The following is a 26622-nucleotide window of genomic DNA, read 5'->3' on the forward strand; positions in this document are numbered from 1 at the left end:
CGCCGCTACCGAAGCGAAATGTGGATGAAACACTTCCCCTCTAACAGTCGGCAAATGCCGACATGAGGACGTTTTGTTGGTGGGTTACGGGCCGCGCCCGCTGAGCGGCTCCGTGTTCTTGAGCAATGCAACCAACTCGCTCTGCTGATGGGTGCGGGTTTTGGAGAAGATCCGTTCCAGATAAGTGCGGCAGGTCTTCACGGTTATGTTCGAATTCGCCGCGGTTTCCTTCAGCGACCGCCCCGATGCCAAGGCTGTTGCAAGCTTCGCCTCAGCCGCCGTCAGATCGAACAGGTAGCGGATATGGGTCTCGAAACTGTCGGGAATGCGCCGGGCGACCTCCGTGACCATGATCACCGCGCAACGCTCCGACGCCAGGCCATAGGCGCGGGCGTCGACGAATGGGGCAACCGTCAGCACCAACCGTGTCAGGTCAAATCGCTCGCGGTCCGATGGCACCAGCAGCGTTCCTCCGGTCCCGAGCATGGCGCCGCCATGGAGCGAGCAGGCATTCGCGACCAGCCGCTGAAGCTGCTGCGCATCCCTGAGATTGGAGGCGACGATCGTGCCGCCATTCAGTGCCAGAGGGCTGTCGGGCCGTGCCAGCATTGCCTCGGCGGCCTCGTTCATTTGGGCGACACGCTGAAAGCCGTCCACCAGAAACACGCCGAAGGGCAGATGCGAGAAGGCCGATGCCAGCGCCGACGTGTTCTCCAACTGCCGGCCGATCTCCCCAGCGCGCAGCATATGCGGCACGATCTTCTGCAGCAGATCGATGTCGTCGGCACCGAATGCGCCCTGCTTCGAGCCGCGATGGATATCGAAAAACCAATAGGAGCCGTTGGAAGCCAGAAGATTGGAGGCGAGCCCGTGATGCATGTCGCGCGGCCTCATCCAGTCTTGCCAGAGTTCGCGGCGACGGAACGCCGCCACGTCTCCAGCTATCCGCGTCCGATCATAGATTTTGCCCACCGGCAGCGCTGCCGCGACCGTGCTGATGGGGTCACGCATGTGTGCCGCTGCCGCCTCGGGAGAACACAGCCCCGGGTCATCGACAGTCCCGACCGCGCTGAACGCCTGCTGATCGAGCCGCGCGATACAGCTTCGCGATGCCTTGAACAGGTCGCGCAGCCCCACGACCACATCAGGCCAGCGCTCCTGATCATAGGCGGCCTCGTAGATCTGACCAACAACGGTGGAGACTGATTCAATGGTGACCTCAGTCATGATGGCCTTCCGTTGCTGCGCACATTTGGCTGATGAAGCCTAGCACACGGAAGCTCTCGCGCAAGTTGCATCGCCGCTGAATAAGGCGATCCTGCCCTCAATCCCATCTCGCCGATGGTGTGCTGATCCTGAGCAGGACTACTCTTCTGGCGCTCGGCCAAGCCATAACCTGCGGAGCCGAAACGCCGATGCACGGCGCCGAAGCTGAAGGGCTGCCTTGACAGGTTCGATATCTCCCGCCGTCCTCGCCGCCACGCGCCAAAAACGTTGCGAAATGGCGAGAGAGCGGTTATACAGACCGCGAATTTCCCATTTTGGTGGCTCTAAAACCACCGCCCGCGCGGGAACGCGGGCGAACGAGAAGGATATTTTAAAATGGCCAATACGCTGCTGATGCCCAAGGCGACCGCCGTCTGGCTGGTCGACAACACCGCGCTGTCCTTCGAGCAGATCGCGCAGTTCTGCTCGCTGCATCCGCTCGAGGTCAAGGCGATCGCCGACGGCGAATCGGCGCAAGGCATCAAGGGCATGGACCCGATCATGACCGGCCAGCTGACCCGCGACGAGATCGCACGTGCCGAGAAGGATGCGAACCATCGGCTGAAGCTGTCCGACCCCAAGGTGCGGGTGCCCGAATCCAAGCGCAAAGGTCCGCGCTACACGCCACTGTCGAAGCGCCAGGACCGGCCCAACGCCATACTCTGGCTGGTGCGCAACCATCCCGAGCTGAAGGACGCGCAGATCGCGCGCCTCGTCGGCACCACCAAGTCGACGATCGACCAGATCCGCGACAGAAAGCACTGGAACTCGGCCAATCTGCAGCCGATGGATCCGGTGACGCTGGGTCTCGCCTCGCAGATCGATCTCGACATGGAAGTCAACCGCGCCTCGCGTGGCCGCGAGCAGGCACAGCCGGCCGGCGACACGCTGCTGCCGGCTGCATTGACCGAGCGGCTGGTGCCGGCGCCGGAGAAGCCAAAGGACGAGGATGCGGAACTCGACGCCAACGCCGTCTTTGCCAAGCTTTCGGCGCTGAAGTCGAAGGACGAGGATACCGACGACGAGGATTGAGGAACGGCGCCCCGTCCTTCTCCCCTTGTGGGAGAAGGTGGCCGAGCGAAGCTCGGTCGGATGAGGGGTGCCGGACGGATCGCGGCGTTGGAGTTTCTTCCAACACCCCTCATCCGTCTTGGCGCTGCGCGCCAATCCACCTTCTCCCACAAGGGGAGAAGGAAAGGCGCCGCGCCTAAGTTCGCGCGGCTCGGTCCGGTGCCATGCCGTAATCCTCGCTGCGCTCAACCGCACGATAGAAATCGGCGAGCTGCTTGCCGCGCTCCGGCTTGAAGACGCGGCCGGCTATGACCACCGAAGCGATGCGATCGATACGGAAAGCGCGGAAATCGTCGCGCATCTCGCACCATGCGACCAGCGTCCACACCTTGCCCCAGAACCATAGGCCTAGCGGCCTGATGTCGCGCGCGGTGCTGCGGCCGGCCTCGTCGGAATAGTCGATGGTCAGCACCTGGCGTTTTTCCACCGCGCGCTCGATCAGGTCGATTGCCTCGCGGGCGGCGTCGCTCACCACCCACATCGGCGTGTGGATCTCGGTGCGGGCGATGCGGTCCTTCTCGGCGTCGGGCAGCACGGCGCCGATCTTGACCAGCGCCTCGTCGGCGGCCCGCGCCATGGCAGCGCCGCCAAACGCGCGCACCATGCGGGCGCCGGCGACCAGCGCGACGATCTCATCACGCGTGAACATCAGCGGCGGAAGGTCGAAACCCTCCCTCATCATGTAGCCGACGCCGGCCTCGCCGTCGATCGGCACACCAGTCGATTGCAGGTCGGCGATGTCGCGGTAGATGGTCCGCTCGGAAACCTCGAGCCACGTGCCCAGCTTCTGGGCGGTGACCAGACGGCCACCGCGCAGATGCTGCACGATCTGGAAGAGCCTGTCGGCGCGGCGCATCGTATGGTCCCTCGGTGTTGTTTCTATGCATGTCGTGGTCCCAAAACCGGTTCCCACTTTTGGGCGACATGCATTATGGTTCGAGCCCTTCGCGCTTGCGCTGCGCGGCGACGAATGCCGCGCCGAAGGACAATTTCCCTGTTGTCGGCGTCTTTGCATCCAGCACCCGCCAGAACGGCGCGATGTCGCTCAGCGGCATGCCGCGTTCCAAATCCTCGTTGGCGGCCTCGGCGACAGTGCGCAGATGATAGCCGATAGTGACCGGACATGTCACTTCGGCACCGTGCTCGATGGCGAGCGCGGTGCGCAATGCACGGACGTCCATGTCCACGCCCTTGGGGATGGAGCGGATGAAATCATCGACCTGCCGTGCCGTCGGCACCAGCATCGGCTGGCCCTCGACGACGTCGCCAACAGTGCGCGGCGTCGGCTTGATACCGTTGATGCCCGGTGCGTTCAGCCTGTCGTTCCAGCTTTTTGCCATGCGGCACCTAGACGAAGAGCCCAAAGCTGTTGCCGTCCGGGTCGAGGCAATAGGCGAATGTGCCGGCCGGAATGGAGATCGCCGGCGAGACGACCTGGCCGCCGTTCTGCCTCACCCGTTCCATGGCATCTTCGATCGGTGCGGCAACCGACAGATGGATGGTCGGGCCGGTTCCCGGTGCCGCGGGTTTTCCGGGGTAGACGTGACCGGATGCCATTCGGTCCTGCGTGGCGAACATGGCCAGTGGGTTCGGGCCGCTCTCCTCCAGAGCGAGATCGTTCTGAAGCACCGATCCATAAAAGGCGCGCGCCCGATCCATGTCGGTGACGGGGATCTCGAACCATGCCGAGGCTTTTGCAGGGATGAAGGCCATGTCAGTCTCCTGATACTGTCGCACTATTGCACGCCGCTCCTGACACCATACTGTCAGGAGACTTCAGCATGTTCCCCTTCGGCATACTCCCTGGCGAACAGCGTGCGCATCTGCGCGAGGTCGCTTGTTCTCTGGGGATAGAGCGTCTTCAAATAGGCAAGAGCGAAGGTGCCGGGAGCCGAACCCGGCGCGGACACGATGCGGCCGTCGGCGACGGCATAGGGCACGTCCTGATAGTTCTGGGCGCCGGGGTAAGCCGGTTCCTTTTCATTGATCCAGTCACGACCATTGCTGGTGTGTTTGGCCTTGTCGAACAGGCCGGCACGCGCCAACGCCAATGTGCCGGCGCAGATGCCGCCGATCACGCCGCCGCGTGCCGCAATTGCCGTCAGCAGTCCGGAGATATCAGGCGGTGCATCGACCCATAGGTCGGAGCCGATGACCGCGACGGCGTCGAGATCGGTGTTTTCATCAACCTCGGTGGAGCGATCGGGCGTCAGCATAAATCCGCTGGCCGAGGTCACCGGCTTGCCGTTCGGCGTCAGCGACACCGCGCGTGCGCCGAACCATTCGACCGCCGAAGCCGCCAGCAGGCCGTATTCCCAGTCGGCGAAGCGATCGATGAAAACGACGCCGATGGTTTTCTGTTCGGACATTTCCTGCTCCGTCCTTCGGCCCGCCGGATCTATATCTGGGCGCCTTGGCGTCCGCATCCAGCCGCTGCCGCGAAAAATCACCCGCGACCGTGGCGGCCTTCGTAATTATCCGGCCAACCGATGTCCTTGCGGATGCTCTGCGGCAAGCCATTCATGAAACGCCGGGTGCGGATCTCGTTGCGCATCGTCCGGATCTTGCCGACATAGCGCTGCACGCTGTGCAGAATGGTAAAACCGTTCATGGCTGGTCTCCTCTCTTTCGATGGAGACACTATCGCACACCCCTCCTGACAGCAGTCTGTCAGGAGGCTGAGCGGTCTTTGGCGAGCGTGCCAGGTTTTGCCGGTTCCGATCCCGCCTGCACGAGAGAAGCAGGCTTTTTTGTCGCTCTGCCGGGGTTGAGTCGTTTAGCTTTCAACGACGGACGGTTGGAATTCGCAGCAGCGATAGGGCCGGCGTTCTGATATTGAGGGAGAAAATTCCTCGGAGATCAGGGAGATGACCATGAGCCTGCAACTGACAGGAATTCACCATCTGACCGCAATCACGGCCAATGCGCCGGGAAACCTTCGTTTCTACACCGGCACTTTGGGGCTGCGGCTGGTCAAGAAGACGGTCAATCAGGACGACACGTCAGCCTATCACCTCTTCTATGCCGATGCAGAGGCGACGCCTGGCACTGACATCACCTTCTTCGACTGGCCGGTCGGACGCGAACGGCGCGGCACCAACAGCATCGTGCGGACGAGCCTGAGGGTCGCCAGCCCCGAAAGTCTTGCCTGGTGGAAGGATCGCCTGGCCGGCGAGGCCGTCGCGACGGGAGAGATCGGCGACATCGGCGGCTATCCGTCGCTGGATTTCGAAGATCCAGAGGGCCAGCGCCTGCGCCTCGTCAGCGATGGCGGCAAGGGCGACAGCCATCCCTGGTCTCAAAGCCCAGTCCCAGTCGAGCACCAGATACGCGGGCTCGGGCCTATCGTCATCAGCGTTCCCGACATCACCAACACCGAGGCCGTGCTGACCCGGGTGATGAACATGCGCAAGGCGCGTGATTATGCGTCGCCAGATGGCGAGGGTCTGGTTCATGTCTTCGAAATGGGAGCAGGCGGGCCGGCGGCGGAGCTTCATGTCGCGGTGCAGCCGGGTCTTGCGCCGGCACGTCAAGGCGCCGGGGCGGTCCACCACGTCGCGTTCAGGGCGCCCGACCAGGAGACCTTGCATCAATGGACGGCGCGGCTGGCCGAGTTCCGTCTGCCGTCAAGCGGTGAGGTCGAACGATACTACTTCCGCTCGCTCTATTTCCGCGAGCCGAACGGCATATTGTTCGAGATTGCCACCGACGGCCCCGGGTTCACCGCCGACGAGCCGCTGGAAACGCTGGGCGAAAGGCTGGCCTTGCCGCCGTTCCTCGAACCGAACCGGGCTGCGATCGAGGCCGGCCTCAAGCCGCTGGCATAGCAACTCTATCGCGAGCGAGCGAAAGGAGCGCTTTGACAGCCGCTTGTGATGCTGGTCAAAGGCGGCATGTCGAAACTCCTCGCGCTCGTCATCGTCGCCATGATGGTCATCCAGCTGATCAAGCCGCTCGGCTGGCCGGGGCTGAAGCGGCGCAGCGATTTCTGGAAACTGGCGGTGCTGGCGATGGCGGCGATTTCGATCACAGCGGCGCTGGGGCATTGGACCTAAAGCGCGTCGCGTTCGACCGACCTCACGCGACGCGCTCTAGGTTGTTGTTTTATGCATGTCGTTATCGCAAAACCGCTGCACACTTTTGCGCGACATGCATTAGGACCGGCGACCCGCTACGCGACGCGTGGTTCGTTGGCGAGCACCAAGCCGACGAGATGTTCCGCCCAGGCCCGGTAGCCGGCTTCCGAGGCATGAAATCCGTCGGACGCAAAGCCGGCTTCGGCATCGGTGATCGGCAGGCGCGGCGCCGGCACCGCGCCGCGTTCGAGGCAAAGGCGCTCGCCCATCCGGTTCATCTCGGCGGCGCGGATTTCCAGGATCTTTCCGAGCAGCGGCGGCATTGCCGGTGCCCGGGTGAATTCGAGCACCGGCGACCACACCACGCGCGCCTCCGGCCATTTGGCGCGCAGCGCGTAGAGCAGGCCGCCAAAATCGCTCTTGAAACGCGGCACCGAGTGGAAGTTCTTGGTGTCATTGGTGCCGATGGCGAGCACGATATGCGTCCAAGGATCGGCCGACAGATTGGGCAGCACATGGTCGCGGATCTGGCCTGAGGTCGCCGAGTTGAAGCCGGCTGCCCGCCAGCGCACCGCACGGCCAGTGCGTTTCGAGATCAGATCAGCCAGTTGCGCGGCCAGCCCATACTCGGAATTGCCGATGCCGACCGAAGCGGCGGAAGAATCGCCAAGCATCAGAAGCGAGACCGCCGGCGCCTGGCCTGATATCTCGTGCATGACCGGACCCTGCGCCGGCAGCATGCGGGTGGTGCGGCGGCGCACGCCGAGCCCCTGCCAGACATAGACCGGAAAGGCGAGCCAGGTGAGGAGGGCAAGAAAGCGCTGCATCGCAAACCGTTAATGGGCAAGTCCGTTAAAGGGCATAGCGAGCAGCACTTAGCGCATATCGGGCTAAAGGCGAAAGACCTTGCGTCGACGGCCCGTCGTCAATGGCAACAGGCGTCCGGCATCTCGGGCCGGTCTGCATATTCATCGTGCAGCCGCACCCAGTCCATCAGGCTGTGGTAGGGGCCGGTCTCGTTGCGGCCCTTCGGCGTCAGGTCGAGATAATGATAGGCGCCGATCAGCGGATCGCCGCCCCTGGAGCGCGACATGAAGGTTAGGAAGATGTCACCGTTGTCATCCCTGTAGAACACGCTGATGCCGGGAAGGTCTTTTGATTTGCGCGCGCGCTGCTCGAAATTGTAGGTCGTGTCGCCGGATGCGATCTGCTTGTCGGTGAAGGAGACCTGCATGTCGAAGTTGAAATCCGAGGCGTAGGACGACACCCAGTCGAATTTCCAGCCCATGCGCTGTTTGTAGGGCAGAAATTCAGCCAACGGTGCCCGCGAGATCACGACAAGCGACACATCGTGGTGCTTGAGGTGCTGGTTGGCGCCGTCGATGTGGTCGGCAAGGAAGGAGCAACCTTCGCAACGGTAATCGGCGCCCGGCCCGAACATGAAGTGGTAGACGATCAGCTGGCTTGCGCCGGCGAATAGTTCGGCCAGTTTCTTCGGGCCCTGTTCGGTCTCGAAGACATAGTCCTTCCGGATCTTCAGCCAGGGCAATTCCCGCCGTTCGGCAGCGATGCGGTCGCGAAATCGCGTCAATTCCTTCTCGCGGGCCAGATGCGCCTTGTGCGCCTGGAACCAGTCTTCCCGTGAAACGATCTTGTTGCTTGGCATGGGTCTGCTCCTCGTTGAGCCCCAAGGACGTTTGGGCTCGACGCAAGCCGACACGGTCCTCGCATTTTTGGAGCGATTTCAGAGCACATGGAACCCGGCACATGACCCGGGTCCGGATGAAGGCAAAAAAACCGGTCAGGCGGCCTGTTCCAGTTCCGGCTGCCATTTTCCAAGCGCGGCCAGATGGTTCATGTGGGCGCGGTGGGCGAAGGCGGCCTGGGCAGCGGCGACGTTGGCCGCCTTGCCGCTCCACGCCTTCTGTGGCGCCGCCTGCAAGGCGCGGCCGTAGGAGAAGGTCAATTTCCACGGATGCGGGCCGATGGCGTTGATGGCATTGAGGTTGGCGGTCGCCTCCTCGTCCGATTGTCCGCCCGAGAGAAAGGCGATGCCCCCAATTGCGGCCGGCACCGTTTCGCGGAACAGTTTTATGGTCTTTTCGGCGACTTCCTCGGGGCTGCTCACCTTGCCCGACTTCTTTCCGGCGAGAACCATGTTCGGCTTCAGGATGGTGCCTTCGAGGACGACGCGGGCTGCGTAGAGCTCGGTGTAGAGTTTCGTCAGCGTTGCCTTGCTGATCTCGTAGCAGGTGCCGATGTCATGGGCGCCGTCCATCAGCACCTCCGGCTCGACGATCGGCACGATGCCGGCCTCCTGGCAAAGCGCCGCATAGCGGGCGAGCGCATGCGCGTTCGAGCCGATCGACGTGGCGGAAGGCACGCCTTTCGCGGCGTCGATGTCGATCACTGCACGCCATTTGGCGAAACGGGCGCCAAGTTTGTAATAGTCGGCGAGCCGCTCGCGCAGGCCGTCGAGGCCTTCGGTGATCGTGTCGCCGGGGTAGCCGGCCAGAGGCTTGGCGCCGGCATCGACCTTGATGCCTGGGATGGCGCCGGTCGCCTTGATAATGTCGACCAGCGGCGTGCCGTCGGCGGCCTTCTGGTGGATGGTCTCGTCATAGAGGATGACGCCGGAAATGTATCTGGTCATCGCCTCCTTGGCGCGGAACATCATCTCGCGATAGTCGCGGCGGCTGTCGGCGGTCGATTCGACGCCGATCACGTCGAAGCGCTTCTTGATGGTGCCGGAGCTTTCGTCGGCGGCCAAAAGACCCTTGCCGCCGGCCACCATCGCGGCGGCAATGTCCTCGAGACGTTCGCTCATTGTGCTTCTCCCTGAAACGGTTGTTCCAGCCTAGCAGACCACTAGAGCAAGGCAGGTTCAAGTCGAACCATTCCAAGCGGAAAGCTCGAATCGATTGAAACGCGCAAACGCCCCGTTCGCTTTCTCGCCTCAGCGCTTCAGCACATCGACGCCGGGCAGCGGCTTGCCTTCCATCCATTCCAGGAACGCGCCGCCGGCGGTCGAGACGTAGGTGAAGTCGTCGGCGACGCCGGCGTGGTTGAGTGCGGCCACCGTGTCGCCGCCACCGGCCACCGAGATCAATTTGCCGGCCTTGGTGCGGGCCGCGGCGTGCTTGGCTGCCGCCACCGTCGCCCGGTCGAACGGCTCGATCTCGAAGGCGCCGAGCGGACCGTTCCAGACCAGCGTCGCGGCGCGGTCGATCCAGTCGGCAACGGTCTTCACGGTCTTTTCGCCGACATCGAGGATCATGCCGTCGGCCGGCACCTCTGATATGGCGACGGTTTCGCTGGCGGCTCCCGCCTTGAATTCCTTGGCGACGACACCGTCGACCGGCAGGATGATGGCGCAGCCGGCTTCGGCCGCCTCGATCATGATCTGCTTGGCGGTGTTGGCGAGATCATGCTCGCACAGCGATTTTCCGACATCGGTGCCGCGCGCGGCCAGGAAGGTGTTGGCCATGCCGCCGCCGATGACCAGCGCGTCGACCTTCCTTACCAGGTTCATCAGGAGGTCGATCTTGCTCGAGACCTTGGCGCCGCCGACAATGGCAACGACAGGGCGGACGGGATTGCCGAGGCCCTTTTCCAGCGCGTCGAGCTCGGCCTGCATGGTGCGGCCGGCAAAGGCCGGCAGCAGGTGCGCAAGCCCTTCCGTCGACGAATGGGCGCGGTGGGCGGCGGAAAAGGCGTCGTTGACGAAGATGTCGCCATTGGCGGCGAGCTTTTCGGTGAAGGCCGGGTCGTTCTTCTCCTCGGCCTTGTAGAAGCGGGTGTTTTCGAGCAGCAGCACGTCGCCGTTGCCCATGGCGGCGACGGCGCTCGCGGCTTTGTCGCCGATGCAGTCGGATGCGAAGCCGACAGGGCGGCCGAACACCTCCGCGGTCGCCGTGGCGATCGGCTCAAGCGAGAATTCAGGCGACGGTCCGTCCTTTGGCCGGCCGAAATGGGCAAGCAGGATGACCTTAGCGCCCTTGCCGGAAAGCTCGGCGATGGTTGGCGCGATGCGCTCGATACGGGTGGCGTCGGTGACCTTACCGTCGGCGACGGGAACGTTGAGGTCGACGCGCACCAGCACGCGCTTACCATCGATATTGCCGATGTCATCCAGTGTCTTGAAGCTGGCCATGCTGTTCCCTTTCGCGAAAAATCGCCGGGACCTTAACCCGCAACAACGACGATGCAAGACCTGCAATGGTGCTACGCGGAAAATGACCACAGCCCGTATCGGGAGCCGTCAGCCCTCGTCGGTTGCCTTTTCCACCACCGGCTGTGGAGCCGGTTCCGCGTCCGTCAGCGCCTCGCCACTCTGCTTTTTGACCCGCTTGCGCCAATTGCGCGCAAAGGCAACGATACGGTCGCCGATTTCGCCGGCACTCAGGAACACCGGCACCCGTGCCACCGGCGCGGTCGGCTCGAGGGAAAGACCAAGGCCGGTGATCTTGCCTTTGTCGTCGACGTCGCGGACGATCAGCTCGATCGGACCAATCAGCACGCGGTCGGCATATTCGGCATGGCCGCCGAGCCGCTCCGTCACCAGGTCGCCGACGGTCAGCTTGCGTTCCTCCTCGGTCAGGCCCGGCGTGTAGGCCGCTTCCAGTTCCGCGGCGGAGCGCGCCGGATCGACGGCGAAGGCGCCGAAGAAGTCCGCATCCTCGGGATCGACCACGGCGCGGCTGGCGAACAGCTTGTCGAGCAGGGCTGGATAGCGATCCGGCACGAAGATGTAGACATGGTCGCCGGCGGCGAGCCTGCCCATGTCCTGGAAGCGCATCGAGCGCCCGTCGCGCAGCACCAGCGACGGCCGCGCCCAGCGCGGAATGCGCTCACCGCGCGCCACTGGGCTGCCAGGTGCTACGCGATAGGCGAGAAGCTCGTGATGGGCGGAGCCGGGCAATTCGAGCTCGACCTTGTCCAGTGGCCCCAGGCGGGCCGGCACGATCAGGCCGAGGCGGCGCGCCAGCGGTCCGACAGTCCATCCCTGGATGACCAGCGACACCAGCACGACGATGAAGGCGGTGTTGAAGATGAGGCGGCCGTTCTCAAGGCCGCCAAGCAGCGGCGTGATGGCGAGCAGGATCGACACCGCGCCACGCAGGCCCACCCATGAGATGAAGGCGACTTCCGGGCGCGGCAGACGGAACGGCATCAGGCAAAGCCAGACGGCGATTGGCCGCGCCACGAAGATCAGGAACAGGCCTAGCAGCACCGCCGGCAGCAGGATCGCCGGAAATTGCGAGGGCGTCGCGAACAGGCCGAGGATCAGGAACATGATGATCTGTGCCAGCCACGACATGCCGTCCTGGAAGCGCTTGAGGATGGTGACGGCGCGGATGTCGGAATTGCCGGCAATGAGGCCGGCGAGATAGACCGCCAGAAAGCCGGAGCCGCCAATGGCGCCCGCGGCGGCGAACACCATCAGCGACAGTGTCAGCACGAAGATCGGCAGCAGCCCGTGGTCGAGATTGAGCCGGTCGACGAGGCGCACGATGGCAAGGCCGCCGAAAATGCCGACGATAGCGCCAAGCCCCATGTTGAGAAGGAAACCGAGGACGAGGTCGGTAGCCAGCACCCCGGCCTCGAGATTGGCGTTGACGGCGATGATTTCGACCAGGGTGATGGTCAGGAAGATGGCGATCGGGTCATTGGTGCCGGATTCCACCTCGAGCGTGGAACGCACGCGCTCGCGCAAATTGATCTCGCCGGCGCGCAACAGGAAGAACACCGCTGCTGCGTCGGTCGAGGCAACTGCGGCACCGAGCAGGAAGGATTCCAGCCAGCTGAGATCGAGCAGGTAGTAGGCGACGACGCCGAACAGGCCAGTGGTCACAAGGACGCCGATCGTTGCCAGCGACAGCGCCGGTCCGGCCGCCTGGCGCAAGACATTGAGCGGCGTGCCGAAACCAGAATCGAACAGGATCACCGCCAGCGCCAGTGAGCCGGCAAAATAAGCCAGCCGCGCATTGTCGAACTGGATGCCGAGGCCGTCGGTGCCCGTGGCCAAGCCGATGCAGAGGAACAACAGCAAGAGAGGAGCGCCGAAGCGGAAGGCGATCAGGCTCGAAAACGCGGCTGCAACGACAAGTGCGGTGCCAACCAGCGTTACGAGATAGATCGCATGCTCCATCCGAAAACCGCCCCCTCAATTTCGTGTACCTCTCGCTTTACGGGAGAGTGAGGCGAAGACATGACCGGTGCAAGGCGGGAGGGTGGTTTTTTGCCCTATGCCGCCCAACTTCGTCATCCTAGGGCGAAGCAGCCGCGAAGCGGCGTCGCGCAGACCCTGGGATTCATGCCGTGACATCAGCCGGAATGCGGCGGAACAGAATTCTGCACGGCCGCAACGCTCCAACGGCACGGCATGGATCCTGGGGTCTGCGCCGCGTCGCTTCGCTCCTTGCTCCGCCCCAGGATGACGAAGCGCGATGGCCGTCAGGCCAATCTCCAAGACGTGCGATCTGCCGACACAAGAACGCGGCGCTCCAATGAAAAACGCCCGGACAGAGCCGGGCGTTTCCAAGTCGCGAGAAGATGGTCCTGTGATCAGGCGATGGTCTTGCCGAATGCAACGGCTGTGTCGGCCATGCGGTTGGAAAAACCCCATTCATTGTCATACCAGGACAGCACCGAAACGAAGTTGCCGTCCATGACCTTGGTCTGGTCGAGCGCCATGATCGAGGAATGCGGATCGTGGTTGAAGTCGATCGACACGTTCGGGTGATGGGTGACGGCGAGAATGCCCTTCAGCTTGCCCTTGGAGGCGGCGATCACCGCCTCGTTGATCTCCTGCACGGTCGTTGGCCGCTTGGCGATGAACTTGAAATCGACAACCGAGACGTTCGGGGTTGGCACGCGAATGGAGATGCCGTCGAGCTTGCCCTTGAGGTCGGGCAGCACGAGGCCGATCGCCTTGGCCGCACCGGTCGAGGTCGGGATCTGCGACAGGGCCGCGGCGCGGGCGCGGTAGAGATCCTTATGCATGGTGTCCAGCGTCGGCTGGTCGCCGGTGTAGGAGTGGATCGTCGTCATCATGCCCTTCTCGATGCCGACGGCCTCATGCAGCACGGCTGCCAACGGCGCCAGGCAGTTGGTGGTGCAGGAGGCGTTGGAGATGACGATGTGGTCCTTGGTCAGCTTGTCATGGTTGATGCCATAGACGACGGTGAGGTCGGCGCCTTCCGCAGGCGCCGAGACCAGGACCCGCTTGGCGCCGGCGGTCAAATGCGCCGCTGCCTTGTCGCGGGCGGTGAAGATGCCGGTGCATTCGAGCGCAATGTCGATGCCGAGCTCCCTCCAAGGCAGCTGCGTCGGATCCTTGATCGCGGTGACCTTGAACTTCTCCGTGCCAACAGTGATCTGGTCCCCGTCAACCGTCACTTCGTGCGGGAAGCGGCCGTGCACGCTGTCGAAGCGCAGCAGATGCGCATTGGTCTCGACCGGGCCGAGGTCGTTGACGGCAACCACATCGACGTCCTTGCGGCCGGATTCGTGGATGGCGCGCAGGATGTTGCGGCCGATGCGGCCGAATCCGTTGATGGCAACTCTGACGGTCATTTTTTTCTCCCTGGGAGTTGGAGGCCGAAGATCAAGTCCGCAGCTTCATAACGGCGGGCTGCCAAAGAATCCAGCCGTCGATGGGTTGGATTTAAGTCCACCAAACTGAGGCTGCCCGCAAAACCGCTACGCGCGTTTTCGCGGGCGCCAAGCTTTATTCGCCGTGCAGGCGGGCTTCCGCCGCCTTCACCGTCGCTTCGGCGGTGATGCCGAAATGCGGATAGAGCTGTTCGATCGTGCCAGAGGCGCCGAAGCCGGTCATGCCGATGAAGATGCCGTCGGTGCCGATGAAATGATCCCAGCCCTGGCGGATGCCGGCTTCGATGGCGATCTTGATCGGCGCGTTGCCGATCGTCTTCTTGCGATAGTCGGCGCTCTGCTTGTCGAACAATTCGAAGCAGGGGACCGAGACGACGCGGGTCGGATGGCCGTGCTTTTCCAGCGCCTCGCGCGCCGCCAGCGCGATTTCGACCTCGGAGCCCGAAGAGAAGATCGTCACCGCCGCATCGCCATTGGCGGCGGCCAGCTCATAGGCGCCCTGGCGGCTGAGGTTTTCCGCAACGAAGTCGTTGCGCACCGTCGGCAGGTTCTGCCGGGTCAGCGCCAACGTTGAAGGCGTCTTTTCCTGCTCAATGGCCAATTGCCAGCATTCGGCGGTCTCAACCGCGTCGGCCGGGCGGAAGACATTGTGGTTCGGAATGGCGCGCAGTGCGGCCAAATGCTCGACCGGTTGATGGGTCGGACCGTCTTCGCCGAGACCGATGGAATCATGGGTCATGACGAAGATCGAGCGGATGCCCATCAGCGACGCAAGCCGCATCGCAGGACGGGCGTAGTCGGAAAAGCACATGAAGGTGCCGCCATAGGCGATGAGGCCGCCATGCAGCGTCAGTCCGTTGAGCGCGGCCGCCATGCCGTGCTCGCGAATGCCGTAGTGGACGTAGCGCTGGCCGTAATCGTCTGATGCGATGTTCTTGGTCTGGCTGGTCTTGGTGTTGTTGGAGCCAGTCAGGTCGGCCGAGCCGCCGATGGTTTCCGGCACCGCGCCGTTGATGATCTCGAGCGCCATTTCCGACGATTTGCGGGTGGCGACCTTTGGCTTGTCCGTGGCGAGCTTCTTCTTGTAGTCGGTGATGACGGCGTCGAAATTCGCCGGCAGCGTGCCGCTGATGCGGCGCTCGAATTCGCTGCGCAAATTGGCATCGGCTTTGGCGAGGCGGCCTTCCCAGTCGGTGCGTGCCTTGACACCCGTCTTGCCGGCGTCGCGCCAGGCATCGAGGATGTCGGCAGGGACATCGAACGGCGCCGAATCCCAGCCGAAGAATTTTCTCGCCCCGGCGATTTCATCAGCGCCGAGCGGCGAACCGTGCGCCTTGTTGGTGCCGGCCTTGGTCGGCGCGCCGAAGCCGATCGTGGTCTTGCAGGCGATCATCGTCGGCTTGTCGGAATGGCGGGCCGCCTCGATGGCATAGGCGATCGCTTCTGGATCCTGGCCGTCGATGTGGCTGGCGTTCCAGCCGGACGCCTGGAAGCGGGCGACCTGATCGGTGTTGTCGGCCAGCGACACCGGGCCATCGATCGAGATGTTGTTGTTGTCCCAAAAGACGATCAGCTTGTTCAGCTTGAGATGTCCGGCAAGTGCGATGGCCTCCTGCGAAACGCCTTCCATCAGGCAGCCGTCGCCGGCCAGCACATAGGTGTAATGGTCGACAAGGTCATTGCCGAAGGCGGCATTCATGATGCGCTCGCCGAGTGCGAAGCCGACCGAATTGGCAAGCCCCTGGCCGAGCGGGCCGGTCGTCGTCTCGATGCCGGCGGCATGGCCGTATTCGGGATGGCCTGCCGTCCTCGATCCCAACTGGCGGAAATGCTTGATCTGGTCGAGGGTGATGTCCTCGTAGCCGGTCAGGTAGAGCAGTGAATAGAGCAGCATCGATCCATGACCGGCCGACAGGATAAAACGGTCGCGGTCGGCCCAGTGTGGAGCCTTGGCGTCGAATTTCAGGAAACGCGTGAACAGCACCGTGGCAATGTCGGCGCAGCCCATGGGCAGGCCGGGATGGCCGGATTGGGCCTTCTCGACAGCGTCCATGGAAAGAAAACGGATTGCATTGGCCATCCGGTCATGTTGTTCACGCGAGGTCATGCTTCCTCCAGTGTGGGGGTTTGGGGCCTTGGGAGAGCCCTGGAAAGGGGTGCGCGACACATAGCAGGCGCGGCTTTTTAGTCAATAAACCCGCGCGCTTTTGCCGGTCTTGTGATGGCGCCAGAAGGGTCTTGGAGGCCCTACATTAGCGTTAGCAGGGGACAGTCGCGAGACCTTTATTGACGTCGGCTTCACACGGCGCGTAATGTTTCAGACATAACGCGTTCTGAACGTGGATGATTCGGTGATGGGCAGGGCGCAGGACGAAAGCCATGACCGGGGAAACGACACTCAAGGAAGTCATCGCGAGGCTGGGTAAGGCCATCGAGGGGCTGGAAAATGCCGTCGCGGCCAAGCTCGAGCACGAGCGCGACTATACGGAAGCCGAGGCGGAGGTGCAGCGCATGAACGCCGACCGCTCGCGGCTGGCGCAGGAACTCGACAATTCCGAAGCGCGCGCCGAACGACTGGAAGACGCCAACAAGGAAGTGTCGCGTCGGCTGGTGACCGCCATGGAAACCATCCGCGCCGTGTTGGATAGATAGGGGCTGGCCCAATGGCACAAGTCACGGTTTCCATAGACGGCAAGCAGTATCGCATGGCTTGCGACGAGGGCCAGGAAGAGCATCTGATCGACCTCGCCGAGCGCTTCGACCGCTATGTCTCACATCTGAAGGATTCTTTCGGCGAGATCGGCGACCAGCGGCTGACCGTGATGGCCGGCATCATGGTCATGGACGAGCTTTCGGAACTGCAAAAACGCGTCAAGGGCATGGAAAGCGAAGTGCTGACGCTGCGCAAGACGCGTGACGACGCGCTGACCAAGGCCGATAAGAACGATTCCGTGCTGACGAATGCGCTTGGGGCGCTCGCCCAGCGCATGGAAGATCTGGCCACGACGCTGGCGGTGAACAAGGCCTGAGCCAGCGCAGCGGAAATTCCTGCTGCATTTGCCGAGAAGCAATGAAAATTTTTCGCCGCCGGCCTCAATGCCGGTGGCAACAGGCGTTTGAAGGATGACACCGGAGTGGTAGAAGGGCAGAGCAGCGCCGGTGGGTGCCGGCTGCGATCTGCAAATCTGCAATCACAGGGTAGGGACACGTCATGAGCCTTCGTATCAACGATATCGCGCCGGATTTCTCGGCCGAAACCACGCAAGGGACGATCAGCTTCCACGAATGGATCGGTGACGGCTGGGCGGTGCTCTTCAGCCATCCGAAGAATTTCACGCCGGTCTGCACGACCGAGCTCGGCACGATGGCCGGGCTGGAAGGCGAGTTCAAGAAGCGCAACGTCAAGATCATCGGCATTTCCGTCGATCCGGTCGAAAACCACGCCAAATGGCAAGACGACATCAAGACGGCGACCGGCCATTCGGTGAACTATCCGCTGATCGGCGACAGGGATCTCAAGGTCGCCAAGCTTTACGAGATGCTGCCGGCCGGTGCCGGCGAAACCTCGGAAGGGCGCACGCCCGCCGACAATGCCACGGTGCGCTCGGTCTATGTCATCGGCCCCGACAAGAAGATCAAGCTGGTGCTCACCTACCCGATGACCACCGGCCGCAACTTCGATGAGATCCTGCGCGCCATCGATTCCATGCAGCTGACCGCCAAGCACCAGGTGGCGACGCCGGCGAACTGGAAGCAGGGCGAGGACGTCATCATCACCGCCGCCGTTTCCAACGAGGATGCGATCAAGCGTTTCGGCGCCTACGAGACGATCCTGCCGTATCTCCGGAAGACCAAGCAGCCCGCTGCCTGAGCAGGGCAGAGGCGGCACAGGAGATTTTTCGGTTTTCTCGCCTGCACGAGCATGGGGTGCTTGACGGCGTGGCGCTGGCGAATGACCATGCTCTTCTTTTGCCCCGGCAGGGAAAACCATTCCTGCCGGGTAGGAGTTGAGGGAGCCGGGATTGGACGCGACATCGGCCAAGCTGCAGGTGGCAGGCTTTTACGACAAGCCGAGCGGGTCCATCCAGTATGTCGTCGCCGACCCGCAGACGCGACGATGCGCAATCATCGATCCGGTCCTGGATTTCGACGAGAAGTCCGGCGCCACGGCGACGAAGAATGCCGACGCCCTGCTCGACTTCATTAGAGATCAACGGCTGGTCGTCGAATGGATCCTCGACACCCACCCGCATGCCGACCATTTCTCGGCGGCGCACTATCTCAGCGCGAAGACCGGAGCGCCGACGGCGATTGGCGAGAAGATCATCGACGTCCAGAAATTGTGGAAGGTGATCTACAACTGGCCGGATTTTCCTGCCGACGGATCCCAGTGGAACAGGCTGTTTGCGGATGGCGAGACCTTTTCGGTCGGCGGCATTCCGGCAAAGGTGCTTTTTTCGCCGGGCCACACGCTGGCCTCGATCACCTATGTGATCGGCGACGCCGCTTTCATCCACGATACGCTGTTCATGCCGGACAGCGGCACGGCGAGAGCGGACTTTCCCGGCGGCAGTGCCGCGCGACTCTGGCGCTCGATCCAGGACATCCTCGCGCTACCGGACCAGACACGTCTTTTCGTCGGCCATGACTACCAGGCGGAAGGGCGCGAACCCCTGTGGGAGAGCACGGTCGCGGAACAGAAATCCAAGAACACCCATGTTGCCGCCTGCAGGACAGAGGCCGATTTCGTGGCGTTGCGCGAGGCGCGCGACAGGACGCTGCCCATGCCCAGGCTGATCCTGCATGCGCTGCAGGTCAACATGAATGGTGGACGCTTGCCGGAACCGGAATCCAACGGCCGCCGGTATTTGAAATTTCCGCTCGACTGCTTGTGATGAGAGGCGGCGCAGACGCCAGCTAGTCTAGCTTCAGGGTTTTGTTCGGCGGGCTAAATGTTCATACGTGATTTTCCAAGGGTCGCTCTCGGAAGATCTTTCCTCGCCGATCCAATGGAAGCTGTTGGCAGTGATCTCTATGAAACGCCATCGAGTTTTCAGACCGCGCGAGTCATTGCCGAGCTGGACAATGTCCTTACCTTCGGCCCGCCCGATCTGGCGCGAGTGATCTCGGTTGAGCGGGTCGTTCCATATGATATGCCAGCCATCGATCCCGGGATCGAAGATGCGCAAAGTCGTGCCATACATCGTGGACGGCGCAGGGCGCTTGGGCCTGATCCAAACGTCCTGAATCGCGCGGCCTTCAAGCACCCAGCCAAAATGACATTCTCCATTCCATTTCTGGATTGTGCCGTCGTCGAGGTAGTGGACCGTGTCCATTTCCCAGCTTCCAATCAGCCATCCATACAGGGCCATGTCTTTCGCTCGGTCGGCTGGGGGACCTTCGGCTCCGAGAGCGGTGAGAAACTGAGAAATCGTCATCGTCATACTGCCTTTGGTTTCACAACTTGCAGCGTTGCGGTTTCCAGGGCTTGGGGAAAATTGCTATAATGCCGCTATGAATAAGATCGTTTGCGAACGCGATGGCGAGGCCGAAACCGCCGGCATCTTTGGTGGAGCGGTAGCGCGTCGCATGGGCGGGCAATAACCAACCCTAGCTAGAATATGGCACCAAGGTACAGCTCTCCCGGCAGTCGGAGGACCCATAAAAAACGGCGGCGCCAGTTACCTGACGCCGCCGTTATTTGTTTCCGTCGGAAGCTTTACGCCGCCGGCTGCGCCTCGATGGTGCGCAGGGCCTGCATCTGGCGCTTGGCCGCGGCCTTGACCGCGTCCTGCACCTTCTCGAAGGCGCGCACCTCGATCTGACGCACGCGCTCGCGGCTGATGTCGAACTCGGCCGACAGCTCTTCCAGCGTCAGCGGCTCCTCGGCCAGGCGGCGCGCCTCGAAGATGCGCCGCTCGCGCTCGTTGAGCACGGCAAGAGCGCCGGACAGCATGCCGCGCCGGTTTTCCAGCTCGTCCTGCTCGATCAGCGCCTCTTCCTGGCTTTCGTGGTCGTCGACCAGCCAGTCCTGCCATTCACCCGATTCACCTTCGCTCGCCCGGATCGGTGCGTTGAGCGAGGCGTCGCCCGACAGGCGGCGGTTCATCGAGACCACCTCCGCTTCGGACACGTTGAGGCGGGTGGCGATCTCGGTGATCTGGTCGGGCTTCAAATCGCCGTCGTCGAGCGCCTGGATCTTGCCCTTCACCTTGCGCAGGTTGAAGAACAGGCGCTTCTGGTTGGCGGTCGTGCCCATCTTGACCAGGCTCCACGAGCGCAGGATGTATTCCTGGATCGAGGCCTTGATCCACCACATGGCGTAGGTGGCAAGCCGGAAGCCACGCTCCGGTTCGAATTTCTTGACAGCCTGCATCAGGCCGACATTGCCTTCCGATATCACCTCGCCGATCGGCAGGCCGTAGCCGCGATAGCCCATGGCGATCTTGGCGACGAGCCGAAGGTGGCTGGTGACGAGCTTGTGCGCAGCCGTGGTGTCCTCATGCTCAGCGTAACGCTTGGCGAGCATGTACTCTTCCTGCGGCTGAAGCATCGGAAAGCGACGGATTTCTTCCAGGTAGCGGCTGAGGCCGCCTTCGCCGGAAACGATACTGGGTAATGACTGGGCCATGATAGCGCCCCCTCTCTCTTGGAGTGGTGCCCCCGAAACGCGGCGGGCATATATCGCGAACGCCAAAAGGCTCGTCGCGACAGCGGATGTATATAGGAACAAAACCAGAAAGGACAGCATTGGTTCAACACGAAACAGTGTGTCACGCCAAAGTGAACAACGCCGGTCAGGTTTTTGCCGATCAGGTTTGAATGGATGGATGGCGGTTCAGAGTTTGCGAAAGCCGTCGGCGAGTGCCTCCATATCCCTCGGTACCGGCGCCTCGAAACTCATCGTTAAATGGGTTGTCGGATGCCGAAATTCAAGGAGGCGGGCATGCAATGCCTGTCGCGGAAATGCCTTCACCCGGCCTTTCAGCGGCTCGGGCAGCCGGTTTGCCTTGGTGCGAAAGGCCTGGCCGTAATCGGGATCGCCGATGACCGGATGGCCGATATGGGCCATGTGGACGCGGATCTGATGGGTGCGGCCGGTCTCGAGGCGGCATTCGACTAGGCTTGCCGTGGCAAATTCCTTTTGCTGCTCGCCAAAGCGCTCGATCACGGTGAAATGGGTGATTGCGTGGCGGGCATCGTCGCGGCCCTCCGGCACCACGGCACGGCGCACGCGATCGGCGGCGCGGCCAAGCGGCTCGTCGACCGTGCCTGTCGGTCTCATCGGTATGCCCCAGACCAGCGCCAGGTAGGCGCGTTTGAGGTCGCCGGTCAGGCCATGGTCGGCAAAGGCCTCTGACAATGACTTGTGGGCGCGGTCGGTCTTGGCGACGACCATGACGCCGCTGGTCTCCTTGTCCAGGCGGTGGACGATGCCCGGCCGCCGCACACCGCCGATGCCGGAGAGACTGTCGCCGCAATGGTGGATCAGCGCGTTGACCAGCGTGCCGGTCCAGTTGCCGGCGCCGGGATGGACGACCAGCCCCGGCGGCTTGTTGATGACGATCAATTCGTTGTCTTCGTAGAGAACGTCGAGCGGGATGTTCTCGCCTTGCGGCGCCGCCGGCTCCGGCTCCGGCATGTCGACCGACACGCGGTCACCGGCCGCCATCTTGCGCTTCGTCTCGTTGACCGGCTGGCCGCCAACCTTGACCGCGCCCTGCCTGATCAGCATCTGTACCCGGCTGCGCGACATGTCCGGACCGAGCTTGCCCGCCAGCCATTGGTCGAGGCGCTGGCCGGCCACATCGGGACCCGCTTCCAGCACGATCGATCGACCATCTGGCGATCCGCCCTCCATCAATCCATCGCCTATCAATCCATCCTCTATCAATATGGGGGCCTCTTCGTTATGAGCGCTCATCGAAAATCGTTCCGGAATGTTTGCCATGGCTGTTGCCGACGAAGACGAGGAAAAGCCGCTCGACCCCGAAGTCGAAAAGGTGCGCAAGAAGCTCGTCCGCTTCGTCGCCATCAATCTCGGCCTGCTGTTCCTTGCCCTTATGGTGGTGATCGCGGCCCTTGTCTACAAAACGCGCACCGCGCCGCCGGCTAGCCCGCCGCTGGCCGGCGACATCCAGGTGCCATCAGGCGAGCCGCTGACCGGCGACATCGTGCTGCCGGTCGGCGCCAAGGTCATCAGCCAGTCGCTCTCCGGCAATCGCATCTCCATCGATGCGGAACTTGCCGACGGCAGCCGCGCCATTTTTGTCTACGACATTACTGAGCGCCGCATCATCGGTCGCTTTTCGATCCGCAACCGATGACTGCGTTTGCGGAAAATCGCCGCGTTGCCACCGTCGCGCTTGTCGTCGCTAACTACGACGAGGCGATCGCCTGGTATGTAGGCAAGCTAGGTTTCTCGCTCACCGAGGACGTCGATCTGGGCGGCGGCAAGCGCTGGGTCACGGTGGCGCCGGCGAATGGACAAGGCGCACAGCTGCTCCTGGCAGAAGCGTCGGACGAGGCGCAAGCAAGCTGCATCGGCAACCAGACCGGCGGCCGCGTCTTTTTGTTTCTCGAAACCGACGATTTCGTCCGCGACCACGCGACGATGCTCGCAAAGGGCGTCGAATTCCGTGAGGCGCCCCGACACGAGGCCTATGGCACTGTGGCGGTTTTCGCCGATCTCCATGGAAATCTCTGGGACTTGATCCAGCCAAAACGCTAAGCCTGCAACGGATATTTCGCCGGTGTGATCGACTGTCCGAAGCCCAGTTGCTTTTTCTCGGCCGTCAGCCTATATCGCCGGTTCTTGAACGCGCCCATCGTCTAGCGGTCAGGACACCGCCCTCTCACGGCGGGAACAGGGGTTCGATTCCCCTTGGGCGTACCAAGGATTTCAAGGACTTAGCCTCCACGGCCTGATTTCATCGAATATCCACCGAATAAACCCCAGCGAATTTCAGCGAACAGATTCGGCGTGAGCCGGACCCGCCTTGTTGCTTTCCAAAGGTTTCCTGCGACTATCGCTACGTGCGCGTTGTCGCTCGGAGAGGGTGGGGAGTGGGATGGATATCGTCGGCGGGTTAGCTGCGGTCGGACAAGCGCTGGAAATCGCCAGGCAGCTCCGAGAGTTTGAGAAAACGTTCACTGACGCTGAGTTCAAACTAAAGCTCGCAGAATTGTATTCAGCCTTAAGCGACACAAAGATGGCGCTGGCTGATGCACGTGAAGCCATCCAGGAAAGGGACTCAGAGATAAGGCGCCTGAAGGTGCTCTCCGACGGCAAGGTGAAAACGGTTCGGGTTGGCCAGTACAACTATGGGATCAAGCCCGACGGAAAGCCATCCTCATTGCCCTTCTGTCCAACCTGCGAACAGACCCAAGGGCTTCAAATCCAGATTTCACACGGACTCGGAGGGCACAATCTATGCCCTAAATGCCAGGGCATTTACAACGGGCGCGACACCGCACTTCCGGTGGGGTTCCAAATGCCGAACGCCGAAAACGGCTGATCGTGTTGAAGTTGTCAGAGTTCATTCCAGATGCCGAAGCTCTTATTGCCTTCGAAGTTGATGAGCTGGGATTGCGGCTTCTCCCGTATTTGGCTCGATGGCCAAGGCACGAACATATCCAGCTCAGCACGTTGCTCATTCTGGTGAATGGCAATCCCCAAGCTCCGGCGCACGGCGAAGGAACGTATCCCAGAACGTTCAAACCGGGGATCGAAGAGGCACTTCGCGAAGCATGGGCTTGGTTGGTTGGAGCCGCGCTGTTGGTTCCTCATGCCGGCTACAATGAATCAATAATGTCACTGAGCCGACGGGCAAGAAAACTGGCGGCAGAACCGGCAAACCAGTCTGCTCATAGCGCGCGCCGTGTCCCCAAGGAATCGCTCCACGCGACTATCAGGGAAGATGTCTGGGCACTGTACCACCGCGGAAAATACGACACCGCAGTGTTCGAAGCGATGAAGGCTGTTGAGGTCACGGTCCGAAATGCCGCAGCCCTGCCTGCAAGCCTGCTTGGGGTCAAATTGATGCGCGCTGCCTTTGCTCCGGAAAATGGCCAACTGTCCGATATGACGGTTGATGCGGGCGAGCGAGTTGCGAGGATGGAGTTATTTGCTGGCGCGATTGGCTCGTATAAAAACCCACAGTCGCACAGAAAGGTGGCACTTGATGATCCCGACGAAGCGGCAGAGATCATAATGGTTGCAAACCACCTTCTACGTATCGTCGATGCGATGATGAAGAAAATATACCCGTAAGAAAGCCCGCCACCGTGAGGCAGCGGGCTCTGGCCCTCATTTGAGCGTGATTAGATCCAGCGATCCCGGCGCTGGTCGCCGGCCACAAGAACAAGGCCCAACAGCAAGCCTACAGCCGCGCCCAGCATGAAGGCGGACGATACCGTGCCAGGATTTTCTTGAACGACACCGGAAGCAGTAGACGCCCTTTTGCGAAGCGCTTGCGTTGTCCGAGACACGCTATCCGCCGCGCCCTCATACCAACCAGTGGCTTCCTCGACCACCTCTTCAGCGCGCTCCGCGAGCGTTCGATTGATCCTGCTGATCTCGCGCTTCAGCTGCGCAACTTGCTTCTCCAAGGCTTCCTGAACTTCCCGCTGCGTCTCCGTCGGCTTTGCGGCTTCGTTTGGGTCGTCGGCCATTGTGATCTCCCTTTGGGTGGGGCTCAACGGCCGCAGCAGTGTATGGTTCCTCAGCAACAAAAAAGGCCCGCCACCGTGAGGCAACGGGCTTGTTTGATTTGCCAGTTGAGGGGTCAGGCCGCCGGCTTTCTGGCTTTGGCGTCGGCGATTACTTTGTCATGGCAGGCGTCCACCGCCTCCAGCATACGCTCTGTAAAGTCGCGGGCGATCGCCGTTAGCGCGCATATCTGGTCCGCCAATGCGACCCTCTTCCCCTCGCGCTCGAACTCTTGTTCCGTGGTCTGTTCATAGAGCACTTCGAGTAACTGGTGCAGGTTGCCGATATCGGATTGGAGGTCGTTGAGGTCGTTAGAAGGCGCGTTCATGACAGTTCTCCTGCCATCCGCTCGACCTCGGCAAGAAACCTGATCAGGCACTCATCGTCCCAATCGGCATCCTCCAGCGGCATTGCCAGCGCATCGACAGTCAAGCAATCGAACCGTGTTGCCTTTGCCCATACAGCCAAGCCAGCCAGCGTGGTCGGCTGTATTGTCCGAATGAGCTTGTTGATTTCATCGATGCGACGATAGGCGGCGTGTTCCGCATCAATGGCTTCGTGTGCCCCAGTCTCTCTGCTGATTTTCCAAGTAGCGTTCAAGGCGGTCCTCAGACCCTGCCACCGGTTCGTCGTTGTTCTGCGGCGACACGCCTTCCTTGTCTGCAATGGCGTGCCAGATTTCGCATTTGTGTTCGCAATCCTCGTGGACGTGTCGCCATTCGGCAATGAGGCGATCAAGTTCGTTGCCGAGTTCAATTAGGGCTGGCCCACCAAGGCGTATCGTCTCGGCATCGCCGACCGCCGGGAGCAAAAAGGCTGCCGTCGCAGCGGTGCCAGGCCGGACTGAGGTGTTTGTCATTGGTATCCCTCCTATTTTTGTGCTAAGTGCACCGATATGGTGACATATGCACTATACAGGAACGTTTCATGGTGACAAGCGCACAAGTAAGGGCCGCACGGGGCTTGCTGAACTGGACTGTCCGTGATCTCGCCGAGCGGTCCGGCGTGCACAGGAACACCGTGACCAGAATCGAGACTGAAGCGACACCGCCCGGACATTCCATCTCGGCGGTTCAAGCGGCCCTTGAAGCAGCTGGCGTTGAGTTCATTCCAGAGAATGGCGGTGGCGCTGGGGTGAGGTTAAGAAAGTGACCGACGTTTCGCCCTTTCAAGACCTTCAATACCTAGCTTCCCTTTTCGGTCCCCAATGGGCTCGGATCTCGCTGGGAATTGCTCTCGATCTAAGCGCCTTTGTCGTGCTGGCTTTCGATATACGCCGCTTGCACCGTGAGGTGAAAACGGAGAAACAACCGGGCGTGGCGTGGAGCGAAAAGGAAGCGCGCCGCCGGATCGCCGACAAGCAGGAAGAGCTTGCGAAATGGGTCGATGCGAGCCGGGGGCTGATCTTAGATCGAACAGTCACATTCGACGATTTACGGCGGCAGCTTGGAGATCAGATCGCAATCCAATTAGAGATTTTGAACCTGATCGAAGCCATTCGCTTGTGGCCAATAATCGAGGAGAAGGCCACGACCGGAAAATCTGTAAACGCCGTTGGCCTTGCGGCAGTACTGTTCGTAGCGGGCATCACTTTGCAGGCCTTGGGGCTTGTGCCAACCTAGCGATCTGCATCTTTTGAAAATCGCTGCGAGGCCTCAGCACGGGGCGAAGCCGGCATCATCGAAAACAACGAGATGTAGGGAGCGTCGCAGCAGTGGCCTACACCGTCAAGCACGCCCGACCGCCAAGATCACCAGCGCCATCCCAGGCATCGCGAAACGGATGTAGAGGGAACGCAACATGCAGCAACCCAACAACCCGCCGCACATCGTGCCGATGCGGAGGCGTGCATGAGCGTGGCCCTACTGATGCCGCGCGAGC

The 26622-nt window shown here is 61.9% G+C and carries 32 protein-coding genes and 1 tRNA gene; 14 read left to right on the plus strand and 19 right to left on the minus strand.

What is annotated here, in order from left to right:
* Nucleotides 1-84: 84 nt before the first annotated feature.
* Nucleotides 85-1227, minus strand: a complete 1143-nt coding sequence (locus tag EJ075_RS12930; protein WP_095487271.1) for a helix-turn-helix transcriptional regulator — start codon at nucleotides 1225-1227, stop codon at nucleotides 85-87.
* A 375-nt stretch (nucleotides 1228-1602) separates the two neighbouring features.
* Between EJ075_RS12930 and EJ075_RS12935 the strand changes: the two genes are divergently transcribed.
* Nucleotides 1603-2298 carry a DUF1013 domain-containing protein gene (locus EJ075_RS12935; RefSeq protein ID WP_095487269.1) on the plus strand — a complete coding sequence of 232 codons (696 nt, stop codon included), beginning with the start codon at nucleotides 1603-1605 and terminating at the stop codon, nucleotides 2296-2298.
* 175 nt (nucleotides 2299-2473) lie between these two features.
* On the opposite strand, the gene EJ075_RS12940 is transcribed toward EJ075_RS12935, so the two are convergent.
* The 5 genes from EJ075_RS12940 to EJ075_RS12960 form a co-directional block, all read right to left on the minus strand.
* Complete coding sequence (locus EJ075_RS12940; protein WP_095487267.1) at nucleotides 2474-3193, minus strand: YafY family protein; 720 nt, start codon at nucleotides 3191-3193, stop codon at nucleotides 2474-2476.
* Between the two features lie 73 nt (nucleotides 3194-3266).
* A complete protein-coding gene (locus EJ075_RS12945; protein ID WP_095487265.1) occupies nucleotides 3267-3677 on the minus strand; it encodes a hypothetical protein in 411 nt (136 codons plus the stop codon).
* 7 nt (nucleotides 3678-3684) lie between these two features.
* A complete protein-coding gene (locus EJ075_RS12950; protein ID WP_126104589.1) occupies nucleotides 3685-4050 on the minus strand; it encodes a VOC family protein in 366 nt (121 codons plus the stop codon).
* A gap of 53 nt (nucleotides 4051-4103) precedes the next feature.
* Complete coding sequence (locus EJ075_RS12955; RefSeq protein ID WP_126104590.1) at nucleotides 4104-4706, minus strand: DJ-1/PfpI family protein; 603 nt, start codon at nucleotides 4704-4706, stop codon at nucleotides 4104-4106.
* 77 nt (nucleotides 4707-4783) lie between these two features.
* On the minus strand, nucleotides 4784-4948 hold the full coding sequence (locus EJ075_RS12960) for a hypothetical protein (RefSeq protein WP_126104591.1): 165 nt from the start codon (nucleotides 4946-4948) through the stop codon (nucleotides 4784-4786).
* Nucleotides 4949-5210: 262 nt separating this feature from the next.
* Between EJ075_RS12960 and EJ075_RS12965 the strand changes: the two genes are divergently transcribed.
* Entirely contained in the window at nucleotides 5211-6164 is a 954-nt protein-coding gene (locus EJ075_RS12965; protein ID WP_126104592.1) for a ring-cleaving dioxygenase, read from the plus strand.
* 66 nt (nucleotides 6165-6230) lie between these two features.
* Nucleotides 6231-6392 (plus strand): hypothetical protein, encoded by a 162-nt coding sequence (locus EJ075_RS12970; protein WP_023797063.1) that lies wholly within the window; start codon nucleotides 6231-6233, stop codon nucleotides 6390-6392.
* A 116-nt stretch (nucleotides 6393-6508) separates the two neighbouring features.
* Here the strand turns inward: EJ075_RS12970 and EJ075_RS12975 are convergent, their stop codons facing one another.
* The 7 genes from EJ075_RS12975 to tkt all read right to left on the minus strand — a co-directional run bounded on the left by EJ075_RS12975 (nucleotide 6509) and on the right by tkt (nucleotide 16137).
* On the minus strand, nucleotides 6509-7240 hold the full coding sequence (locus EJ075_RS12975; protein WP_095487257.1) for an SGNH/GDSL hydrolase family protein: 732 nt from the start codon (nucleotides 7238-7240) through the stop codon (nucleotides 6509-6511).
* 98 nt (nucleotides 7241-7338) lie between these two features.
* Nucleotides 7339-8079 (minus strand): thioredoxin family protein, encoded by a 741-nt coding sequence (locus tag EJ075_RS12980; protein WP_126104593.1) that lies wholly within the window; start codon nucleotides 8077-8079, stop codon nucleotides 7339-7341.
* Nucleotides 8080-8214: 135 nt separating this feature from the next.
* Nucleotides 8215-9240 (minus strand): class I fructose-bisphosphate aldolase, encoded by a 1026-nt coding sequence (locus tag EJ075_RS12985; RefSeq protein WP_126104594.1) that lies wholly within the window; start codon nucleotides 9238-9240, stop codon nucleotides 8215-8217.
* Nucleotides 9241-9369: 129 nt separating this feature from the next.
* A complete protein-coding gene (locus EJ075_RS12990) occupies nucleotides 9370-10566 on the minus strand; it encodes a phosphoglycerate kinase (protein WP_126104595.1) in 1197 nt (398 codons plus the stop codon).
* A gap of 108 nt (nucleotides 10567-10674) precedes the next feature.
* The gene (locus tag EJ075_RS12995) at nucleotides 10675-12564 is read right to left on the minus strand and encodes a potassium/proton antiporter (protein ID WP_126104596.1); all 1890 of its coding nucleotides are present in this window, start codon (nucleotides 12562-12564) and stop codon (nucleotides 10675-10677) included.
* A 416-nt stretch (nucleotides 12565-12980) separates the two neighbouring features.
* Complete coding sequence (gap, locus tag EJ075_RS13000; protein WP_126104597.1) at nucleotides 12981-13991, minus strand: type I glyceraldehyde-3-phosphate dehydrogenase; 1011 nt, start codon at nucleotides 13989-13991, stop codon at nucleotides 12981-12983.
* A 154-nt stretch (nucleotides 13992-14145) separates the two neighbouring features.
* The gene (tkt, locus tag EJ075_RS13005) at nucleotides 14146-16137 is read right to left on the minus strand and encodes a transketolase (protein WP_126104598.1); all 1992 of its coding nucleotides are present in this window, start codon (nucleotides 16135-16137) and stop codon (nucleotides 14146-14148) included.
* A 272-nt stretch (nucleotides 16138-16409) separates the two neighbouring features.
* Between tkt and EJ075_RS13010 the strand changes: the two genes are divergently transcribed.
* From EJ075_RS13010 to EJ075_RS13025, 4 genes are all read left to right on the plus strand, one after another.
* Nucleotides 16410-16682, plus strand: coding sequence for a DUF4164 domain-containing protein (locus tag EJ075_RS13010; RefSeq protein ID WP_023797069.1), 273 nt, complete (start codon nucleotides 16410-16412; stop codon nucleotides 16680-16682).
* An 11-nt stretch (nucleotides 16683-16693) separates the two neighbouring features.
* Nucleotides 16694-17059: a cell division protein ZapA gene (locus tag EJ075_RS13015; protein ID WP_095487243.1), complete on the plus strand. Its 366-nt coding sequence runs from the start codon at nucleotides 16694-16696 to the stop codon at nucleotides 17057-17059.
* A 182-nt stretch (nucleotides 17060-17241) separates the two neighbouring features.
* A complete protein-coding gene (locus EJ075_RS13020; RefSeq protein WP_126104599.1) occupies nucleotides 17242-17901 on the plus strand; it encodes a peroxiredoxin in 660 nt (219 codons plus the stop codon).
* A gap of 151 nt (nucleotides 17902-18052) precedes the next feature.
* Nucleotides 18053-18925 carry an MBL fold metallo-hydrolase gene (locus EJ075_RS13025; RefSeq protein WP_126104600.1) on the plus strand — a complete coding sequence of 291 codons (873 nt, stop codon included), beginning with the start codon at nucleotides 18053-18055 and terminating at the stop codon, nucleotides 18923-18925.
* Between the two features lie 33 nt (nucleotides 18926-18958).
* Here the strand turns inward: EJ075_RS13025 and EJ075_RS13030 are convergent, their stop codons facing one another.
* The 3 genes from EJ075_RS13030 to EJ075_RS13040 all read right to left on the minus strand — a co-directional run bounded on the left by EJ075_RS13030 (nucleotide 18959) and on the right by EJ075_RS13040 (nucleotide 21954).
* Nucleotides 18959-19468, minus strand: a complete 510-nt coding sequence (locus tag EJ075_RS13030; protein WP_126104601.1) for a hypothetical protein — start codon at nucleotides 19466-19468, stop codon at nucleotides 18959-18961.
* A gap of 281 nt (nucleotides 19469-19749) precedes the next feature.
* On the minus strand, nucleotides 19750-20661 hold the full coding sequence (gene rpoH, locus EJ075_RS13035; protein WP_029348727.1) for an RNA polymerase sigma factor RpoH: 912 nt from the start codon (nucleotides 20659-20661) through the stop codon (nucleotides 19750-19752).
* 207 nt (nucleotides 20662-20868) lie between these two features.
* Nucleotides 20869-21954 (minus strand): RluA family pseudouridine synthase, encoded by a 1086-nt coding sequence (locus EJ075_RS13040; protein ID WP_126104602.1) that lies wholly within the window; start codon nucleotides 21952-21954, stop codon nucleotides 20869-20871.
* Between the two features lie 16 nt (nucleotides 21955-21970).
* On the opposite strand from EJ075_RS13040, the gene EJ075_RS13045 reads away from it, so the two are divergent.
* From EJ075_RS13045 to EJ075_RS13065, 5 genes are all read left to right on the plus strand, one after another.
* Complete coding sequence (locus EJ075_RS13045) at nucleotides 21971-22357, plus strand: fimbrial protein (protein WP_206437546.1); 387 nt, start codon at nucleotides 21971-21973, stop codon at nucleotides 22355-22357.
* Nucleotides 22354-22761 (plus strand): VOC family protein, encoded by a 408-nt coding sequence (locus tag EJ075_RS13050; protein ID WP_126104604.1) that lies wholly within the window; start codon nucleotides 22354-22356, stop codon nucleotides 22759-22761. Before EJ075_RS13045 ends, EJ075_RS13050 begins: the two co-directional genes overlap by 4 nt.
* 90 nt (nucleotides 22762-22851) lie before the next feature.
* A tRNA-Glu gene (locus EJ075_RS13055) sits at nucleotides 22852-22926 on the plus strand.
* Nucleotides 22927-23101: 175 nt separating this feature from the next.
* Entirely contained in the window at nucleotides 23102-23548 is a 447-nt protein-coding gene (locus tag EJ075_RS13060) for a hypothetical protein (RefSeq protein WP_126104605.1), read from the plus strand.
* A gap of 2 nt (nucleotides 23549-23550) precedes the next feature.
* Nucleotides 23551-24303 (plus strand): TIGR02391 family protein, encoded by a 753-nt coding sequence (locus EJ075_RS13065; protein WP_206437547.1) that lies wholly within the window; start codon nucleotides 23551-23553, stop codon nucleotides 24301-24303.
* A gap of 50 nt (nucleotides 24304-24353) precedes the next feature.
* Here the strand turns inward: EJ075_RS13065 and EJ075_RS13070 are convergent, their stop codons facing one another.
* From EJ075_RS13070 to EJ075_RS13080, 3 genes are all read right to left on the minus strand, one after another.
* Nucleotides 24354-24704: a hypothetical protein gene (locus EJ075_RS13070; RefSeq protein ID WP_126104607.1), complete on the minus strand. Its 351-nt coding sequence runs from the start codon at nucleotides 24702-24704 to the stop codon at nucleotides 24354-24356.
* Nucleotides 24705-24817: 113 nt separating this feature from the next.
* Complete coding sequence (locus EJ075_RS13075; protein WP_126104608.1) at nucleotides 24818-25069, minus strand: hypothetical protein; 252 nt, start codon at nucleotides 25067-25069, stop codon at nucleotides 24818-24820.
* A complete protein-coding gene (locus EJ075_RS13080; protein WP_126104609.1) occupies nucleotides 25066-25341 on the minus strand; it encodes a hypothetical protein in 276 nt (91 codons plus the stop codon). Before EJ075_RS13080 ends, EJ075_RS13075 begins: the two co-directional genes overlap by 4 nt.
* A gap of 327 nt (nucleotides 25342-25668) precedes the next feature.
* Here EJ075_RS13080 and EJ075_RS13085 point away from each other — a divergent pair, with 327 nt between their 5' ends.
* Entirely contained in the window at nucleotides 25669-25893 is a 225-nt protein-coding gene (locus EJ075_RS13085; RefSeq protein WP_126104610.1) for a helix-turn-helix transcriptional regulator, read from the plus strand.
* The gene (locus EJ075_RS13090; protein ID WP_126104611.1) at nucleotides 25890-26363 is read left to right on the plus strand and encodes a hypothetical protein; all 474 of its coding nucleotides are present in this window, start codon (nucleotides 25890-25892) and stop codon (nucleotides 26361-26363) included. The genes EJ075_RS13085 and EJ075_RS13090 overlap by 4 nt, the downstream gene beginning before the upstream one ends.
* The last annotated feature ends 259 nt before the right edge of the window (nucleotides 26364-26622 follow it).

Source organism: Mesorhizobium sp. M6A.T.Cr.TU.016.01.1.1 (genome assembly GCF_003952585.1).
Lineage (GTDB): Bacteria > Pseudomonadota > Alphaproteobacteria > Rhizobiales > Rhizobiaceae > Mesorhizobium > Mesorhizobium mediterraneum.